Origin of the sequence: Streptomyces sp. NPDC006368 (genome assembly GCF_040612535.1) — a bacterium.
Lineage (GTDB): Bacteria > Actinomycetota > Actinomycetes > Streptomycetales > Streptomycetaceae > Streptomyces.
This window is the reverse complement of the sequence record NZ_JBEXQK010000014.1, coordinates 103,686-120,604: the sequence shown is the minus strand read 5'-3', so window position 1 is coordinate 120,604 and position 16,919 is coordinate 103,686. Positions and strand designations below refer to the sequence as shown.

The window sequence follows — 16,919 nt, the reverse complement described above, 5'->3', positions numbered from 1 at the left end:
GCCGCGGGCAGCCACCCGGCGACAGGCCGGGCCGAAAGGAAGCCACCCAGTGGACCGCCTCACCAACACCATCCGCCCCTACGCGTGGGGTTCGACCACCGCCCTCCCCCGCCTCATGGGCGCGGCGCCCGACGGCACCCCGCAGGCGGAGTTGTGGGTGGGCGCCCATCCGGCCGCTCCCTCCCGGGTCCTGCGCGAGGGCCGGCTCCAGCCCTTGGACCGTGTCATCGAGGCGGCCCCCGCCGCGGAACTGGGCGGGATGACGCTACGGCGCTTCGGGCCCCGGCTTCCGTTCCTGCTCAAGCTGCTCGCGGCCGACGCGCCCCTGTCCCTCCAGGTCCACCCCGACCTGGCACAGGCGGCCGCGGGCTACACGGCGGAGAACGCCCGGGAGATACCGCTCGACGCTCCCCACCGTAATTACAAGGACGGCAACCACAAGCCCGAGATGATCGTCGCCCTCAGCCCGTTCGACGGTCTCTGCGGCTTCCGCCCGCCGCGGGAGTGCGCCGCGCTCCTGGACGGCCTGGGTGTGCCCGGTCTGGCCCCGTACGCCGAAGCGCTCCGCCGCGGTCCGCAGGAGGCGGCACTGCGCGAGGTCTTCTCCGCCTTCCTCTCCCCCGATCCGGGGCTCGTGTCGGACGTCGCCGCAGCGGTGGCGCGCGAGGCCCGGGGCGACGGTGAGCACCGGGCGGCCTTCGCGGCCTACGACGCGGTGGCGCGCGCCCACCCCGGTGACCCGGGGCTGCTGGCGGCCCTGATGCTCCATCACGTCCGGTTGGAGCCGGGTGAGGGCCTCTTCCTCGGCCCCGGCGTCCCGCACGCGTACCTCCGGGGTCTGGGCGTGGAGATCATGGCCGCCTCCGACAACGTGCTGCGGTGCGGGCTGACGACCAAGCACGTGGACGTGGACGAACTCCTGCGCGTGGTCCGGTTCTCCGCGACCCCGGTACGCGTTCTGCGCCCCCGGCCCGGCGACAGGGGCGAGGAGGTCTACCCGGCCCCGGTCGACGACTTCCGGCTGTCCCGGTTGACGCCGCGTACGGGCGGGTCCGGTGTCGTCCTCGACGTGGACGCGCCCCAACTCCTCCTGTGCACGCACGGCGTGGCCCGCCTGGCGGGCCGGCGGGAGGAGTACGACCTGGAGGCGGGCGGCGCCCTCTACGTCCCGGCCGGCGAGCGGGTGACCGTCACGGGTGAGGGCACGGTGTTCCGCGCCACCGTCGCGGCCGGGCGGAACGCCACCGAAAGCGCCCTTCCGACGCCCCCGGCCTCCTGAACTCCCACTAAACTTAACCGGTTTCGCTCCGGGTGTTGTCGCGGCGAGTCTCTGGCTCTAGCCTCTTTTTCAGTCACCGAACGGGATGTCGGACTCCCTTTGTTCGGCCACCGTTGACGTCATTACTCATGGCGTGGCCGGAATCCGTTGGGTGACGCGTCTTCCCGCCGATCGCCGTGAGCCGCATTTCAGCGGCGGTCGGCGGGAAACCACCCGGCTCCACGCTCCGTTCCCTTCCGGCATTCCAACCGCATGCCGGCGGCCGGACAACCCGGGCCCGCGATCGGCGGGATCCCCAACGGAGCCGGGGGCACAGCACCCGCAAGTGAAGGGACATGCCGCGCGCCGGGGGCGAGCCGCCCGCCGGTGTGCGCGCGACCATGTTGGGAGCATTGGGATGAGAAAGAATCTGGCCACCGCGGCGGCAGCGCTGCTGGCCGTGGCCGCCTCGGTCTTCGCCGCCCCCACCGCCGCCCGGGCGGCGGAAGCGGCACCGGGGTTCCACGTCGGCGGCGGCCGGCTGCTGGACGCCAACGGCAACGACTTCGTCATGCGGGGCGTGAACCACGCCCACGCCTGGTACCCCACCAGGACGAACCAGGCGCTCAAGGACGTGAAGACGCTCGGCGCCAACACGGTGCGCGTGGTGCTCGGCACCGGCGACCGCTGGACGAGGAACGACACCGCCGATGTCGCCGCGGTCGTCGCCTCCTGCAAGGCCAACCGCCTGGTCTGCGTCCTGGAAGCCCATGACACCACCGGGTACGGCGAACAGGAGGGCGCGGTGTCGCTGTCCCGGGCCGTCGACTACTGGCTGGACGTCCGGAGCGCGGTCAAGGGGCAGGAAAAGTACATCCTGCTGAACCTGGGCAACGAGCCGCACGGCAACTCCGGATACACGGCATGGAAGTCGGACACGGCCGGCGCGATCGCCCGGATGCGCAGCGCGGGATTCGAGCACACGCTCATGGTCGACGCGCCGAATTGGGGGCAGGACTGGTCCTTCACCATGCGCGACAATGCCGCCGCCATCTTCGCGGCCGACCCCAAGCGCAACACCGTCTTCTCGATCCATATGTACGGTGTCTTCGACACGGCGGCCGAGGTGCGGGATTACCTGAACCGGTTCGTATCCAGTAAACTGCCGCTGGTCGTGGGCGAGTTCGGTGACGCGCACTCGGACGGCAACCCCGACGAGGACGCCATCATGGCGACCTCCCAGCAGCTGGGCCTGGGCTACCTGGGCTGGTCGTGGAGCGGCAACGGCGGCGGTGTCGAGTACCTCGACATGGCGACCGGCTTCGACGCCGCCCGGCTGACCCCCTGGGGCAAGCGGCTCTTCGACGGCACCGACGGCATCAAGCGCACGTCCCGTGAGGCGAGCGTCTTCGCGGGCGGCACCGGGGGCGACACCCAGGCCCCGACCGCGCCCGGCACACCGGCCGCCTCCGACGTGAGCTCCGGCGGCCTCCGGCTTTCCTGGGCGGCCGCCACGGACAACACCGCGGTCACCGCCTACGACGTCGTCCGCCTCACCGGCACGCAGGAGATTCCCGTCACGACGGTCACGGCCACCGGCGCCACGGTGACCGGCCTGACGGCCTCCACCGCCTACACGTTCGCCGTGTACGCCCGTGACGCCGCCGGCAACCGCTCTCCCCGCTCGGCGCCGGTCACCGTGACCACGACGGGCGGACCGGCCGCGGGCAGCTGCGCGGTCACCTACCGCCTCAGCGACTGGGGGAACCGGTTCAACGCCGACGTCACCATCCGCAACACCGGCACCACGGCGGTCAACGGCTGGCAGCTCGACTTCGCCTTCCCCGGTGACCAGACGCTCGACTCGTCCTGGAACGCCAGGGTCACCCAGCAGGGCACGCGGTTGCGCGCCACGCACGAGTCCTGGACCGAGACCATCCCCGCCGGCGGCACGGTCGGCTTCGGGATCAGCGGCTCCTCGACCGGCACCAACGGCGTCCCCGCCGTCTTCACCCTCAACGGCGCCGTCTGCGCCAAGGCGTGACACCGGCCCCTCGCGGGCCACTCGCGGCCTCCCGCCCCGGGTGGGGGGCCGTCCGCCATGTCCCTTCCCCGGCGTCGCCTCACCGCGACTCCCCCGGGGCCCTCGCCCCGGCCCCACACCCCCGGACCCACGCCCACACCCGGACCCACTCAGGCACCCGGACCCACTCAGGCACCCGGACCCACTCAGGCACGCGTACGCGGGCGAGCAGGCCCTGACCGGCCGCCCCTTCGCGGACCGCGGGGGCGGCCAGGGGACCAGGGCGCGCGACCACCTGCGCCGGCTGTGCGACTGGGGACTGTCGCCGGGCGACGCACTGGCACGACGCGCACCGGCACAGGGCGCACCGGCACGACGCGGCGGGGCCCCGAACCGTTCGGTTCGGGGCCCCGCCGCGTCGCTCGTGTCCACACCGTCGCTCGTGTCTACACCTGCCGTGGCGCGGGGGCCGTGGAACCGCGCGGGGTGAGGGACGGTGTCGGCACCTGGAGGGAGCCGGTGTGGGTCCCCTCGATCACCTTGAACAGGGTGCGCGCCACCTCCGTGCCGAAGTGGTGCACGTCATGGCTCATCGCGGACAGCGTCGGGTGGGTGAGCCGGCACAGCTGCGAGTCGTCCCAGGCCAGCAGCGAGAGGTCGTCGGGGACGACGAGGCCCATCTCCGCCGCGACGCCCGCGCCGGCCACGGCCATGATGTCGTTGTCGTACACGATCGCGGTCGGCCGGTCGGCGGAGAGCAGCAGGGAGCGGGTCGCCCGCGCCCCCTCCTCGCCCGCGAAGCCGGTGGAGACCTGACGGCTCGGGCCCAGGCCGAGCTCCCGCATGGTGGCCTCGAAGGCCGCCGCGCGGATGGCGCTGTGGCCCAGGCCGGCGGGGCCGCCGACACGGGCGATACGGCGGTGCCCCAGCGCGGCCAGGTAGCGGACCGCCTCGGCCGCCGCGGTGGCGTCGTCCGTCCACACCGAGGGGAAGGCGCCGGTGAGCGAGGGGTGGCCCACCGCGACGGCGGGCAGCCCGATGGCCTGGAGGGCGGGCACCCGCGGATCGTCCTGGTGGAAGTCGACCAGGATGGCACCGCTGATCATCTGCCCGCGCCACCAGCTCTCGTACAGGGCGGTCTCCTCGTCGAGGTCACGCACCAGGCGCAGCAGCAGGGAGCAGGAGTGTTCGACCAGGACGCTCTCGATGCCGGAGATGAACTCCATGTAGAAGGGCTCCAGGCCCAGCAGCCGCGCGGGTCGGCAGAGCGCCAGGCCGACGATGTCGACCCGCTGGCTGGAGAGGCTGCGTGCGGTCAGGTTGGGTGCCCAGCCCAGTTCCCGGGCAGCCTCGAAGATGCGCTCGCGGGTGGCCTGCGAGACGCCCGGTTTGTGGTTGAAGGCGAGCGACACCGCTCCCTTGGACACTCCGGCCCGGGCGGCGACGTCCTTGATGGTGACGCGTTCCGTGGAGCCGCTCACACCACGTCCACGCTGAACAGGGCGGACCGTACGGCCTCGGCGTCCACGGGGCCGCAGTCGCTGACCCGGATGCGGGTCCGCTCGCCGGGGAGCAGTGTCTGCAGCCCCCGGTCGGCGCCGGCGCGCGGACCGAGCCGGTCGGCCTGCAGGAGGAGGTCTCTCACGAGGGTCTGTGCGGTCACCACGACATCGACTCTATCCCCCTGCCCGGCCACCGGTTCCACGGCGACGTCGAACCGGGGCCGGGGATAGGCGAATGCCTTGTCCGGGACCGGGAAGTGCAGGGCGCGCAGCCCGTCCGCGTCGGCGACGAGGAACTCCTTGGCGGACCGCTCGGCCGGGGTGAGGTCCTCGGGCACGGGGAGGCGGAGGACCGAGCGGGGTTCGGCGGCGATGTCGAGGACGGTCTCGTGCAGGAGGGTGCCGTCCGCCTCCAGCCGCCGCAGCAGCACGGAGGTCCGCCAGGGCGTTCCGGACTGGTTGACGGCGGCGAGCGTGAGGCCGTCGGCGCCGGGCTGCACGGTCAGCAGCCGGTCGGCGTAGACGCGGCGCAGCTCGTGGTGGAGGGGCTTGAGCCGCCCGTCGCCGTCGATCGCGGCCCAGGAGCTGACCGGCCAGCAGTCGTTGAGCTGCCAGACGATCGTTCCGGCGCAGACGGGCCAGTGGGCGCGCCAGTGTTCGATCCCGGTGGCGACGGCGCGCGCCTGGACGACCTGGGTCAGGTAGTGCCAGCGGTCGAAGTCGTCCTCGGGGAGGTCGAAGTGGCGGGCGACGCCCCGGTTGAGCTTGCCGTTGCCGTCCTCGGCCTTCTGGTGGTGGAGCATGCCCGGGGAGTCCGGTGCGAGCCGCTCTCCGGGCAGGGCCCGCTGGAGGGTGGCCATCGCGGGGGGTGCCTGCCAGCCGAACTCGGCGACGAAGCGCGGCACGCTCGCCCGGTACTCGGCGTAGTCCTGCCGGTTCCACACCTCCCAGGAGTGGTGGGTGCCGTGCGCGGGGTCGTTGGGGTGGTGGTCCCAGGAGCCGGACCAGGGGCTGCCGGCGGTGTAGGGGCGGGTGGGGTCGAGTTCGGCGACGACGCGGGGCAGCAGGCCCAGGTAGTAGCCCTCGCCCCAGGAGTCACCGGCCAGTTCGGGCTCCCACCCCCAGTCGCGGAAGCCCCAGAGGTTCTCGTTGTTGCCGTTCCACAGCACGAGGCTGGCGTGCGGCATGAGGCGGACGACGTTGTCGCGCGCCTCCGCCTCGACCTCTCCGCGCAGCGGCTGCTCCTCCGGGTAGGCGGAGCAGGCGAAGAGGAAGTCCTGCCAGACCATGAGACCGAGTTCGTCGCACGCGTCGTAGAAGGCGTCGTCCTCGTATATCCCGCCGCCCCATACGCGTACCAGGTCGATGTTGGCGTCGGCGGCCTGGGCCAGGCGCGTCCGGTAGCGCTCCGGGGTGACGCGGGAGGGCAGGACGTCGTCGGGGATCCAGTTGGCTCCCCGGACGAAGAGCCGCACGCCGTTGACGACGAGGGTGAAACCGGTGCCGTGCTCGTCGGCCGAGCGGTCCAGCTCGACGGTGCGGAAGCCGATGCGGCGGTGCCAGGTGTCGAGCGCGCCGGTGTCGTCGGACAGGGTCAGTTCCAGGTCGTGGAGCGCCTGCTCACCGTATCCGCGCGGCCACCACAGCCGCGGCTCGAACACCTCCAGCACCAGGACCGCCTGGTCGCCCTCCACGACGGCCTCGGCCTCGGCTCCGGCGACGGAGGCGCGCGCCACCAGCCGTCGGCCCTGTCCCCGGCGGGTGCGCTCCACGTCGAGCCGCACCTCGACGCGGCCGGTGCCCTGTTCGACCGTGACCAGCGGGCGGACGCGCGCGATCCGCGCGGTGGACCAGTGTTCCAGCCGTACGGGGCGCCAGATGCCGGCGGTCACCAGCGTCGGGCCCCAGTCCCAGCCGAAGCTGCAGGCCATCTTGCGGATGTACTGCGACGGTTCGGGATACACGTTGGGCCGCTCCCCCGTGACGGCCCGGACGGCCGCGGCCTCGTCGTACGCGGAGGCGAAGCGGACCTCCAGCTCACCGGTGCGCCCGGTGACGTCGAAGCGGTAGCCGCGGTGCATGTTGCGGGTACTGCCCACCGCCTCGCCGGCGAGGGTGATCTCCGCGGCCGTGTCGAGGCCCTCGAAGACGAGGTCGGTGCGCTCGTGCGCGCTGTCGTGGGCGAGGTGGGTGACGTAGGTCCACGCACGCCGGCCGACCCAGGCGACCTCGGTCTCGTTGCGGTCCAGGAAGGGGTCGGGGATGACCCGGGCCGCCAGCAGATCGGTGTGGACGCAGCCCGGCACCCCGGCCGGGAGAAGCGCCTCGTCGTGGCGCAGACTCCAGCCCTCACTGAGCTGGGTGACGTCCTTCATGGTGCGGCTCCAATCGCCTGACTCAGGCCCGGTGGATGTACGACGCCGCACAACCTAACCCTCTGCGGGCACCCTGTCCATAAACCGGTCTAGTGCCCATCTGTAACGCACCGTTGATGCTGCTGTCGCACTGCGATGAGAGCGGACCGCCTCACATTCGCTTCTGGGTAACGATTGGGCATCGTGCGTGAAATCGGAGCTTTACCGGTTCACATCCAGCCTGACATAGTGCCGACATCCCACCCGTAGACCTGAGCCGTAACCCTGAAGGAGTTGGGCACATGGGGAAGAAGAAGGCGCTCGCGGGCGTGCTTCTCACCGCCGCGATACTGACCGTCGCGGGGTGCAGCGGCGGAGGCGCGGCCTCGACCGAGACGGCGAAGGCGCCGGACGATCCGGGTGAGGCCTCCGGCGAGATCAAGGTCCTGACGGCCCGCACCGACCTCGTCCAGAGCGGGGCGATGGAGGCGTACGCGGCGGAGTTCAGGAAGACCCACCCCAAGGTGAAGGTGACCTTCGAGGCCCTCACCGACTACGAGGGGGAGGTCAGGATCCGGATGAACACCGAGAACTACGGTGACGTCCTGATGATCCCCGGCGCCATCGCCAAGAACGACTACCCGAAGTTCTTCGCCCCGCTGGGCACGACGGAGGAGCTGAGCGGCAAGTACCGCTTCAGCGACAAGACGGACGTGGACGGCAAGGTCTACGGTGTGGCGCAGTTCGGCACGGTCAACGGCTTCGTCTACAACAAGGCCGTCTGGAAGAAGGCCGGCATCACCGAGTGGCCCGCCTCCCCCGCGGAGTTCCTGGACGACCTGCGGGCGATCAAGTCCAAGACCGGCGCCATCCCGTACTACACCAACTTCAAGGACGGCTGGCCGCTGACGTCCTGGAGCAACAACATCGGCTCCGTCACCTGTGACGTCAAGGCCGGTGACAAGCTGGCCGGCGCCGTGTCCCCGTGGAAGCAGGGCTCCGAACTGCACGTGATCGACACGCTGCTCCACGACATCGTGCGGGGCGGGCTCTCCGAGAAGGACCCCTCCACCACGAACTGGGAAGCCTCCAAGGGCATGCTCGCCAAGGGTCGGATCGCCTCCATGCAGCTGGGATCCTGGGCGATCACGCAGATGCGGGACGCCGCGAAGAAGGCCGGCGCCGACCCGGACGACATCGGCTTCATGCCGTTCCCGGTGCAACAGGACGGGAAGTTCTGCGCCACGCTCCTCTCGGACTACCAGCAGGCCGTCAACGTCCACTCCGAGCACAAGGCCGCCGCCCGGGCCTGGATCGACTGGTTCACGGAGAAGTCCGGATACGCGCTGAAGGAGGGCGCCGTCTCCGCCGTCAGGACGGCCCCGATGCCGGACACACTCAAGGCCTTCGTTGACAACGATGTCGCGTTCCTGGAGCGCTCCGAGGCGAGGACCGGGGAGGTCAACGCGATCGACAAGGCCGCCGAGATCGGCCTCAACGCCCCCGACTACCGCCGGCAGCTGGTCGACGTGGCCCGTGGTGCCCAGAAGGGCAGCCTCCAGGACTTCTTCGCCGGCCTCGACAGGAAGTGGGACGAGGCGGCGAGGAGCACCGGCTCCTGACGGACGGCGCACGCGGGTCCCGGCCGTGCCGACAGCGGCCGGGGCCGTGTTCCGCCGCCGCGCATCAGCGGACGACGAAAGGCCGACATGACCAAGACAACCGACATGGCGCCCGCGCACCCGCCGCGGGCCCCCGCCGGCGCGCGCCCGGGGACGGAGCGCTCCGCGCCCGGCCGGCCGGCGAACGCCCGGCGCGGCGGACTGCTCCGCCGCGCCACCCCCTGGCTCTTCCTGGCCGCGCCCCTGGCCCTGCTGATCACGTTCACCTACGTCCCCGTGGCGAACATGGTCTTCTACAGCTTCACCGACTGGGACGGCGTCAGCCCGGACCGCGAGTTCACCGGCGTCGACAACTACGTGCAGATCCTCACGCGGCCCGAGCTGTTCCGGGTCTTCTTCGTCAGCTTCTACTACCTCGCCGCGTCCGTCGTGCAGATCGTGGCCGCCCTGTACTTCGCGAGCGTGCTGAGCTTCGACCTCAGGTTCCGCAACTTCTTCAAGGGGATCCTGTTCTTCCCCTACCTCATCAACGGCGTCGCCATCGGGTTCGTCTTCCTGTACTTCTTCCAGGACGGCGGCACCCTCGACTCGGTCCTGTCCTGGTTCGGTGCCGACACCGGGCACGCCTGGCTCGGTGACCCGGCGTCGGCCAACACGTCACTGGCCGGGGTGTCGGTGTGGCGGTTCACCGGACTGAACTTCGTGCTGTTCCTCGGCGCGATCCAGTCCATCCCCGGCGAGCTCTACGAAGCGGCCCAGCTGGACGGCGCGACGAGGTGGCAGCAGTTCCGGCACATCATCGCGCCGAGCATCAAGCCCGTGCTGAGCCTGAGCGTCATTCTCGCGGTCTCCGGTTCCCTCTCGGTCTTCGAGATCCCGTGGATCATGACCGGCGGCGCGACCGGCACGTCGACCTTCGTCATCCAGACGGTCAAGCTCGCCTTCCAGTTCAACAAGACCGGCCTGGCCTCGGCGGCGGCCGTGGTGCTGCTGCTGATCATTCTCCTGATCACCTGGATCCAGCGCCGCCTCGTGCCCGATGAGAAGGTGGACCTCGTATGACCACGGCCCTGCCCTCCCGGCGCCGGCGGATGCTCGGCCCGGCCCTCACGTACCTCTCGCTGATCGTCGCCTCGCTGGTCGTCCTCGTCCCGCTCGCCGTCGTCTTCCTGACCTCGCTCAAGACGTCGGAGGAGGTCGCCGACGGCGGCGCGCTCTCGCTGCCCGGCGACTGGCTGAACCTCGGCAACTACGCGACCGCGTTCACCGACGGGAAGATGCTCACGGCGTTCGGGAACACCGCCTTCATCCTGCTGTTCTCGATCACCGGGACCGTCCTCATCGGCTCGATGACCGCGTACGCGGTCGACCGGTTCCGGTTCCGGGCGAAGAAGCCGGTCATGGCGCTGTTCCTCATCGCCACGCTCGTGCCCGGCGTCACCACGCAGGTCGCCACGTTCCAGGTGGTGAACAGCTTCGGCCTGTTCGACACCCGATGGGCGCCGATCCTGCTGTACATGGGCACGGACATCGTCTCCGTCTACATCTTCCTGCAGTTCATCCGCGGGATCCCGACGTCCCTCGACGAGGCCGCCCGCCTGGACGGTGCCAACGCCTTCACCATCTACTGGAGGATCATCTTCCCGCTGCTGAAGCCGGCCGTCGCCACCGTCGTCATCATCAAGGGGATCACCGTCTACAACGACTTCTACATCCCCTTCCTGTACATGCCCTCCCAGGACCTCGGCACGATCTCGACCGCCCTGTTCCGCTTCAAGGGGCCTTTCGGGGCGCACTGGGAGAACATCTCGGCGGGAGCGATCCTCGTCATCGTCCCGACCCTGGTCGTCTTCCTGTTCCTCCAGCGCTACATCTACAACGGGTTCGCCCAAGGCGCGACCAAGTGACCCCTGGTGCCTTGCCGGGGCCGCGGCGTACGACCCCGGGTCGGCGGGCCGGGGGCCCGGCCGCCACCGCTGCGCCCCGGCCGCCGGCCCGCCACCACACCGTGCCCCGGGCACACCTGCCCCCGACGACCGCACCGCACAAGGAATCCCCGATGGCCACGCCGGACAGCCCGCTCGACCACCGCTACCGCGGTGAGCACCCCGTCCGCACGCTGTGCTACCTCTTCCGTCCCGACCGCGCGCGCCTGGCCGGAGCGGTGGTGGTCTTCTTCGGCAAGCACGCCCCCGTGTGGCTGCTGCCGCCCATCACGGCGAACGTCATCGACATCGTCGTGGAACACCGGCCGCTGTCCGAACTGTGGTGGAACTGCGCCCTCATGCTCGTGGTGCTGGCGCTGAACCTGCCCCTCCACCTGCTCTACGTGCACTGGATGCACGGATCCATCCGCCGCACGGGCCGCGACGTGCGCATGGCGCTCGTCCAGCGCATGCAGCAGCTGTCCATCGGCTTCCACGCCCGCACCAGCTCCTCGGTCCTGCACACCAAGGTCATCCGCGACGTCGAGACGCTGGAGACGGGCGTCCAGCAGACCGCCGACAACGGGCTGACCGCGGCGGCCACCCTCACCGGCGGACTGGCCGTCATCGCCGTGGTCACCCCCGCCTTCCTTCCCGTCTTCCTCGTGCTGGTCCCGGCGTCGGCCCTCCTGGTGGTGGCGTTGCGCTCCCGGCTGCGGGACCGCAACGCGTCCTTCCGCCGGTCGGTCGAGCGGCTGTCGACCAGCGTGAACGAGATGACCACGCTCATCCCCCTCACCCGGGCCCACGGGCTGGAGCACACCGCCCTGCACCGGGTCGACCGCGACCTCGACACGGTGCTGCGCGAGGGGTCCCGCCTCGACCTGCTCAACGGCCGCTTCGGCTCACTGTCCTGGATGGTCCTCAACACCCTCGGCATGGCCTGCCTCGCGGGGGCCGCGTTCGTCGCGTACCACGGGTGGCTGGGCGTCAGCCCGGGAGCGGTGGTCATGCTCAGCGCGTACTTCGCCGGTCTCACCGGGTCCGTGACCACGCTGCTCACCCTCGCCCCCGTCACCGGCAGGGCCCTGGAGTCCGTGCGCTCCATCGGCGAGATCCTGCAAGCCCCGGACCTGGAGGAGAACGACGGCAAGGAGCGCGTCGGCCATGTCCGCGGCGAGTTCCGGTTCGAGCGGGTGACCTTCGCGTACGAGGGCGGGGAGCGGCCCGCGCTCGACGGCGTCGACCTCACCGTCCCCGCCGGGGAGACGGTCGCCCTGGTCGGCGGCTCGGGCGCCGGCAAGTCGACGGTACTGAACCTCGTCCTCGGCTTCCACCGCGCGACCGGCGGGCGCGTCCTGCTCGACGGCCGGGACCTGAACGAACTGGATCTGCGCAGCTACCGCCGTTTCGTCTCCGTCGTGCCCCAGGAGTCGATCCTCTTCGAGGAGAGCGTCCGGGACAACGTCGCCTACGGCCTGCCGGACGTGGACGAGGCGGCCATCCGCCAGGCCCTGCGGGACGCCAACGCGGCCGAGTTCGTCGACCGGCTCCCCGAGGGCCTGGACACCGTGGTGGGCGAACGCGGCGCCCGGCTCTCGGGCGGCCAGCGGCAGCGCCTGGCCATCGCCCGCGCCCTGATCCGCGATCCGCGCGTCCTGGTGCTGGACGAGGCGACCTCGGCGCTCGACACCCGCTCCGAGGCGCTCATCCAGCAGGCCCTCGCGCGGCTGGTCGCGGGCCGGACGGTGTTCATCGTCGCGCACCGGCTGTCCACCGTCAGGAACGCGGACCGGATCGTCGTCCTGGAGCAGGGGCGTGTCCAGGAGGTGGGGAAGCACGCGGAGTTGCTGCGGCGGGAGGGAGCCTACGCCCGTCTGCACGGCTGAGTCCCCCGCCGCCCGGCCGGGCGGCCACCCCGGTGGGCCGGTCAGGCGGAGTCCCGGCGCACGAGCTCCGTGGGGAGGATGACGGCGGCCGGGTCCTCCCCGCCGATCCGGGCGAGCAGCATCCGTACCATCTCGCCGCTGATCCGCTCCCAGGGCTGACGGATCGTGGTGAGGGCGGGGCGCGCGGACAGGGCGGCCGGTGAGTCGTCGAACCCGCCGACGGCCACGTCGTCGGGTACCCGGCGCCCGGCCCGGCTGAGGGTGTCGAGCACCCCCTGGGCCATCAGGTCCGAGGCGACGAACACCGCGTCCATGTCCGGTGCGCGCTCCAGGAGCAGTTCGGCCGCCGTCCCACCGCTGGCCCGGCTGTAGTCGCCCGCCACGATCAGCGACTCGTCGGCGGGCAGGCCGTACTCGGCGAGCACGTCGCGGTAGCCCGCGAGGCGCTCGACACCGCCCGGGGTGTCCGGTGGGCCGGTCACCGTGGCGATGCGGCGGCGCCCGGACTCGTACAGGTACCGCACCATCGACCGCGCGCCGTCCCGGTCGTCCGCCGCGACGTAGCTGACCCTGGCGCTCTGTCCCAGCGGCTTGCCGCAGGCGACGACGGGGACGCCCGCGGCGTCCAGCTCGCTGCCCACGGGGTCGCCGGAGTGGCTGGAGACGAGCAGTACGCCGTCGACGTGTCCGGCCCGGATGTAGCGCAGGTTGCGCCGCCGTTCGGCCTCGGTGCCCGCGATCATGAGCAGCAGCGGGATGTCCCGGTCGGCGAGCGCCTGGGTGCAGGCCCGCAGCAGCACATTGAAGTTGGGGTCCTCGAAGAACCGCTCCTGTGGTTCGGTCAGCAGGAACGCCACCGAGTCCGACTTGCCGGTGATCAGCGAGCGGGCGTGCCGGTTGACGACGTAACCCGTCCTGCGGATCGCGGCGTTGACGGCCGTCTGCGCCGCCGGGCTGACGTAGTGCCCGCCGTTGAGCACGCGCGAGACGGTGCCGCGCGAGACCCCCGCCTCACGCGCCACGTCGTGGATCGTCACCGATCGCCGTTTGCCGTCCGTACCGCGGTTCATGTCTCGTTCCCCTTCCCGCGTCAGGACTTTACGGCGCCGGAGAGCAGGTCGAGGCTCCAGAACCGTTGGATGACGAGGAACAGGGCGATGAGCGGCACGATCGCCAGCAGGGCGCCGGTGATCACCAGGGTGTAGAGGGCGGGCGTGTTGCTGCCCTGGGCGAGCAGCGTGAACAGCCCCACGGTCATCGGGAACTTGGTGTCGTCGCTGAGCATGATGTAGGGCAGCAGGAAGTTGTTCCAGATCGCCACGAACTGGAAGAGGAAGATCGTCACCAGTCCCGGGGACATCATCGGGGCGGCGATGCGGAGGAAGATCCGCCACTCCCCGGCGCCGTCCATCCGGCCGGCCTCGACGAGTTCCATGGGGATGGCGGCCTCGGCGTAGACGCGGCCGAGGTAGATGCCGTACGGGGAGAGGATCAGCGGCAGCAGCACGGACAGGTGGGTGTCCGTCATGTCGGCCTTCGCCATCAGGAGGTACTGGGGGATGGCGAGGATGACCGGGGGCATGAGCACGCCGGCGAGCAGGACGTTGAAGACGGCTTCCCGGCCGCGGAAGCGGTAGACGGCCAGCGCGTAGCCGGAGACCGCCGAGACCGCGGTCGACAGGGCGGCGCCGACGCCCGCGTAGAGGGCGGAGTTGGCCATCCACCGCCAGTAGATGCCGTCGCGGTAGGCGCCGAGGTCGGCGAGGTTGTCGCCGAACCCGCTGCCGGGCAGGAACGTGAAGGTCGAGAACAGCTCCGGGCCGGACTTGGTGGAGGCCACCACGACCCAGGCCACCGGCAGCAGGCAGTAGAGCGCGCCGAGGAGCAGGGCGGCGGTGGGCAGGAGGGCGGTCCGGCGCGGGCGCGGCGGTCCCTGGGAGGTGCCGGGGGTGGTGCCGGCGGCCGGGGCGGTCCTGCGGGCCGACGAGGGGGCGGCAGGCGTGCTCATGGGGTTCCCCCTTGCTTGGTGCGCGCGCCGGAGGTCCTGAGCAGGGCGAAGGACAGGGCGAAGGTGGCGAGGGCGAGGACCACGGCGGTGGCCGAGGCGGCGTACATGTTCCCGCCGAGGAAGGCGTCGTTGTAGACCTTCATCAGCGGGCTCCAGGTGGTGGAGATGCCGTTCGTCAGTGGCCTGAGGGTGGTGGGCTCGCTGAAGACCTGGAGTGTGGCGATGATCGAGAAGAAGAAGGTGAGCACCAGGGAGGGGGCCACCATGGGGATCTTGATCCGCAGGGCGATCTGCAGCGGTGTGGCGCCGTCCAGCTTCGCCGCCTCGTACACCTCGGCCGGTATGGACCGCAGCGAGGTGTAGATCACGATCATGTTGAAGCCGGTGCCGCCCCAGACCGCGATGTTCGCCAGCGACAGGAAGAGCGGGCCGCCGTCGAGTAGGTCCGGCCGCGGCAGGCCCAGCCGGTCGAGCGCGTGGTGGAAGGGGCTGACGTCCGGCAGGTACAGGAAGCCCCACATCATGGCGGCGACGACGCCGGGGATGGCGTACGGGAGGAAGATCGCGAGCCGGGAGAAGGAGCGTGCCCGGACCCGCTCGGCGTCCAGGAGCAGTGCGAACAGCAGGGCCAGGCCGAGCATGACGGGCACGACGATCGCGCCGTAGCCGAGGATGCGCAGGGCGCTGTGGCCGAGTTCGGTGTCGGTGAGGGCGGCGGTGTAGTTCTCCAGCCCCGCCCAGACCTCCTCACGGGCTCCCTTGCCCAGGCCGAGGCCCTTGACCTCGACCTTGTGGAGGCTGAGCCAGACCGCGTAGCCGATCGGCAGGGCGAAGAACACCGTGAAGAGGACGGCGGCCGGCAGGAGGAAGCCGTACGGGGCGGCCTTCACCCCGTACGCCTTCCGGCCGCGCGCCGTGCGGCGGGTCGTGGTCACGGAGCGACCTCGAAGCCCTGCTTCTTCAGGTCCGCGACGGTGGCGTCCCGCATCGTGCGAAGCGCCGCGCCGAAGTCCGACTTCTCCTTGGCCGCCGTGCCGAACGCGTCCTTGAAGGTGGTGTACGCGACGTTGACGTTGGGGCCCCAGGAGGCGGGGGCGGTGGTCTTCGCGATCTCGGCGGCGCGGGTGTAGAAGTCCGGCTGGTTGGCGAAGAAGCCGGGGGCCTTGCTGAGCGCGCCGCTGGTCTGGGCGGCGGTGGCGGCCGGGTAGACGCCGCTCTCCTTCACCAGCGCGGCGAGGGCCCGCGGGTCGGTGTTGAGCCAGGTGGCGAACTTGGCGGCAGCCGCCTTGTGGCGGGAGTCGGTGGTGACGGCGGTGCTGGAGCCGCCCCAGCTGCCGGTGGCGTTCTGGCCCTTGGACCACTGCGGGAGCGGGGCCATGGCCCACTTGCCCTTGGTGTCGGGGGCGGCGGTGGTCAGGGTGCCGGGAGCCCACACCGCGCTCACCCACGCGATCTGCTTGCCGGTGTTGATGGCCTTGTTCCACGCGGGGGTGTACATGGGCTGGTTGTCGACGGCGCCTTCCTCGACCAGACCGCCCCAGAAGTCGGCGACCTTCCTGGTGGCCGCGTCGTCGATGCCGACCTTCCACTTCTCGCCGTCGATGGTCCACCACTTGGCGCCGGCCTGCTGGGCGAGCCCGGCGAAGAGACCCGCGTCATTGGAGGAGAAGGTGGTCAGGGCCTTGTCCGGGGCCTTCTTCTTCAGCGTGCGGGCCGTCTGCGCGAACTCGTCCCAGGTGGTGGGGACGGTCAGCCCGTACTGCCGGAAGAGGTCGGCCCGGTAGTAGAACATCATCGGTCCGGAGTCCTGGGGGACGGCGTAGACGGCGTCGGTGCCCAGCGTGGTCTGCTGCCAGATGCCCGGGGCGAACCTGTCCTCGGCGCCGCCGACCTCCTTGGATATGTCGGCGAGGGCGTCGTTGCTGACCAGGGTCGGCAGGGCCTGGTACTCGGCCTGGACGAGGTCGGGGGCCTGATGCGCCTTGGAAACGGTGATGATCTTCGTGACCAGGTCGTCGCCGGATGCCTGCTTCTGCACCGTGACCTTGATGTCCGGGTTCTCCTTGTTCCAGAGGGCCGCCACCTTGTCCATCCCCGGTGCCCACGCCCAGTAGCGGAGCGAGACGGGACCGGAGTCCGCCGCGTCGTCCTTGTCCGGCGATCCGCACGCGGTGAGAGCGGACGCACCGAGCGCGACGGCGGTGGCGGTGGCCGCGAGGCGGCGGTGGAACGTGTGGGACATGGGGCTTTCTCCCTGACCGAAGGGGTCTCCGCTCCGAGGGCGGCGACCGGCCATGCATCTGTGAGCGTTCACAGTAGAGAAACGTTCCAGACACTT

12 protein-coding genes are annotated in these 16,919 nt (G+C 71.0%); 6 read left to right on the top strand and 6 right to left on the bottom strand.

Features of this window, described 5'->3' with window-relative positions; all coding sequences use genetic code 11:
* The first annotated feature begins 49 nt into the window (after nucleotides 1–49).
* Nucleotides 50–1,279, top strand: coding sequence for a mannose-6-phosphate isomerase, class I (gene manA / locus ABZZ38_RS13950; protein WP_356739156.1), 1,230 nt, complete (start codon nucleotides 50–52; stop codon nucleotides 1,277–1,279).
* Between the two features lie 397 nt (nucleotides 1,280–1,676).
* Complete coding sequence (locus ABZZ38_RS13945) at nucleotides 1,677–3,302, top strand: cellulase family glycosylhydrolase (RefSeq protein ID WP_356739154.1); 1,626 nt, start codon at nucleotides 1,677–1,679, stop codon at nucleotides 3,300–3,302.
* Nucleotides 3,303–3,727: 425 nt separating this feature from the next.
* Here the strand turns inward: ABZZ38_RS13945 and ABZZ38_RS13940 are convergent, their stop codons facing one another.
* Nucleotides 3,728–4,762: a LacI family DNA-binding transcriptional regulator gene (locus ABZZ38_RS13940; protein ID WP_356739152.1), complete on the bottom strand. Its 1,035-nt coding sequence runs from the start codon at nucleotides 4,760–4,762 to the stop codon at nucleotides 3,728–3,730.
* On the bottom strand, nucleotides 4,759–7,158 hold the full coding sequence (locus ABZZ38_RS13935) for a glycoside hydrolase family 2 protein (protein ID WP_356739150.1): 2,400 nt from the start codon (nucleotides 7,156–7,158) through the stop codon (nucleotides 4,759–4,761). Before ABZZ38_RS13935 ends, ABZZ38_RS13940 begins: the two co-directional genes overlap by 4 nt.
* 281 nt (nucleotides 7,159–7,439) lie before the next feature.
* Between ABZZ38_RS13935 and ABZZ38_RS13930 the strand changes: the two genes are divergently transcribed.
* The 4 genes from ABZZ38_RS13930 to ABZZ38_RS13915 all read left to right on the top strand — a co-directional run bounded on the left by ABZZ38_RS13930 (nucleotide 7,440) and on the right by ABZZ38_RS13915 (nucleotide 12,573).
* On the top strand, nucleotides 7,440–8,759 hold the full coding sequence (locus ABZZ38_RS13930; RefSeq protein ID WP_356739148.1) for an ABC transporter substrate-binding protein: 1,320 nt from the start codon (nucleotides 7,440–7,442) through the stop codon (nucleotides 8,757–8,759).
* A gap of 87 nt (nucleotides 8,760–8,846) precedes the next feature.
* The gene (locus ABZZ38_RS13925) at nucleotides 8,847–9,821 is read left to right on the top strand and encodes a sugar ABC transporter permease (protein ID WP_356739146.1); all 975 of its coding nucleotides are present in this window, start codon (nucleotides 8,847–8,849) and stop codon (nucleotides 9,819–9,821) included.
* Nucleotides 9,818–10,666, top strand: a complete 849-nt coding sequence (locus tag ABZZ38_RS13920) for a carbohydrate ABC transporter permease (RefSeq protein WP_356739144.1) — start codon at nucleotides 9,818–9,820, stop codon at nucleotides 10,664–10,666. The genes ABZZ38_RS13925 and ABZZ38_RS13920 overlap by 4 nt, the downstream gene beginning before the upstream one ends.
* A gap of 152 nt (nucleotides 10,667–10,818) precedes the next feature.
* Complete coding sequence (locus ABZZ38_RS13915; protein WP_356739141.1) at nucleotides 10,819–12,573, top strand: ABC transporter ATP-binding protein; 1,755 nt, start codon at nucleotides 10,819–10,821, stop codon at nucleotides 12,571–12,573.
* Between the two features lie 41 nt (nucleotides 12,574–12,614).
* On the opposite strand, the gene ABZZ38_RS13910 is transcribed toward ABZZ38_RS13915, so the two are convergent.
* The 4 genes from ABZZ38_RS13910 to ABZZ38_RS13895 are packed head-to-tail and all read right to left on the bottom strand — an operon-like array spanning nucleotide 12,615 to nucleotide 16,823.
* Entirely contained in the window at nucleotides 12,615–13,643 is a 1,029-nt protein-coding gene (locus ABZZ38_RS13910; RefSeq protein ID WP_356739139.1) for a LacI family DNA-binding transcriptional regulator, read from the bottom strand.
* A gap of 20 nt (nucleotides 13,644–13,663) precedes the next feature.
* On the bottom strand, nucleotides 13,664–14,581 hold the full coding sequence (locus ABZZ38_RS13905; protein ID WP_356739137.1) for a carbohydrate ABC transporter permease: 918 nt from the start codon (nucleotides 14,579–14,581) through the stop codon (nucleotides 13,664–13,666).
* Nucleotides 14,578–15,516, bottom strand: coding sequence for a sugar ABC transporter permease (locus ABZZ38_RS13900; RefSeq protein ID WP_356739135.1), 939 nt, complete (start codon nucleotides 15,514–15,516; stop codon nucleotides 14,578–14,580). Before ABZZ38_RS13900 ends, ABZZ38_RS13905 begins: the two co-directional genes overlap by 4 nt.
* Nucleotides 15,513–16,823, bottom strand: a complete 1,311-nt coding sequence (locus ABZZ38_RS13895) for an extracellular solute-binding protein (RefSeq protein WP_356739133.1) — start codon at nucleotides 16,821–16,823, stop codon at nucleotides 15,513–15,515. Before ABZZ38_RS13895 ends, ABZZ38_RS13900 begins: the two co-directional genes overlap by 4 nt.
* Nucleotides 16,824–16,919: the final 96 nt, after the last annotated feature.

Coding starts and splice junctions, on each gene's coding strand:
- ABZZ38_RS13945 (WP_356739154.1), top strand. CDS start 1,677: ATGAGAAAGAATCTGGCCACCGCGGCGGCAGCGCTGCTGGCCGTGGCC.
- ABZZ38_RS13935 (WP_356739150.1), bottom strand. CDS start 7,158: ATGAAGGACGTCACCCAGCTCAGTGAGGGCTGGAGTCTGCGCCACGAC.
- ABZZ38_RS13930 (WP_356739148.1), top strand. CDS start 7,440: ATGGGGAAGAAGAAGGCGCTCGCGGGCGTGCTTCTCACCGCCGCGATA.
- ABZZ38_RS13925 (WP_356739146.1), top strand. CDS start 8,847: ATGACCAAGACAACCGACATGGCGCCCGCGCACCCGCCGCGGGCCCCC.
- ABZZ38_RS13920 (WP_356739144.1), top strand. CDS start 9,818: ATGACCACGGCCCTGCCCTCCCGGCGCCGGCGGATGCTCGGCCCGGCC.
- ABZZ38_RS13915 (WP_356739141.1), top strand. CDS start 10,819: ATGGCCACGCCGGACAGCCCGCTCGACCACCGCTACCGCGGTGAGCAC.
- ABZZ38_RS13910 (WP_356739139.1), bottom strand. CDS start 13,643: ATGAACCGCGGTACGGACGGCAAACGGCGATCGGTGACGATCCACGAC.
- ABZZ38_RS13905 (WP_356739137.1), bottom strand. CDS start 14,581: ATGAGCACGCCTGCCGCCCCCTCGTCGGCCCGCAGGACCGCCCCGGCC.
- ABZZ38_RS13895 (WP_356739133.1), bottom strand. CDS start 16,823: ATGTCCCACACGTTCCACCGCCGCCTCGCGGCCACCGCCACCGCCGTC.